A 385-nucleotide genomic window follows, 5' to 3' on the forward strand; every position below is an offset into this window, starting at 1 on the left:
GCGTTTACTCCTACACCGCAACGCCCCCCCCCATCTTTTACCTACTTCCTCCCTCCTTTCTGTTTCTCTCCCTCCCTTCCCCCTCCTTCCCTCTTCTTCTTTTTCTCTTTTTCCACTCGATTTTCTTTTCCCCCCCCTCCCCCCATCCCTCTCTTTCCCTCCCTCTTTTCTCTCCCCCCCCTCCTCCCTTTCCTCTCTTCTCCTCCCCCCCCCCTTTCCCCTTCTTCTTCTTCTTCCCCCCTTCCCCTATCTGGTACCTCTTCTTTTTCTTCTTCCCCTGAACTTCCCCTTTTTTTCCCCTCCCCCCCTCCCCCTCCCTTCCCTCCTCCTCTCCCTTCTCCTCTTTCTTCCTTCTCTTCCTTTTTTTCTCCCTCACTCTTCCCTT

1 protein-coding gene is annotated in these 385 nt (G+C 54.5%); it reads right to left on the bottom strand.

The window, feature by feature from the left end; genetic code table 11:
• Positions 1 to 37: 37 nt before the first annotated feature.
• Positions 38 to 385, bottom strand: a 348-nt coding sequence (locus B1A85_RS26445) for a hypothetical protein (RefSeq protein WP_210404715.1), incomplete at its 5' end; no start/stop codon positions are given.

Origin of the sequence: Chroococcidiopsis sp. TS-821, assembly GCF_002939305.1 — a bacterium.
Lineage (GTDB): Bacteria > Cyanobacteriota > Cyanobacteriia > Cyanobacteriales > Chroococcidiopsidaceae > Chroogloeocystis.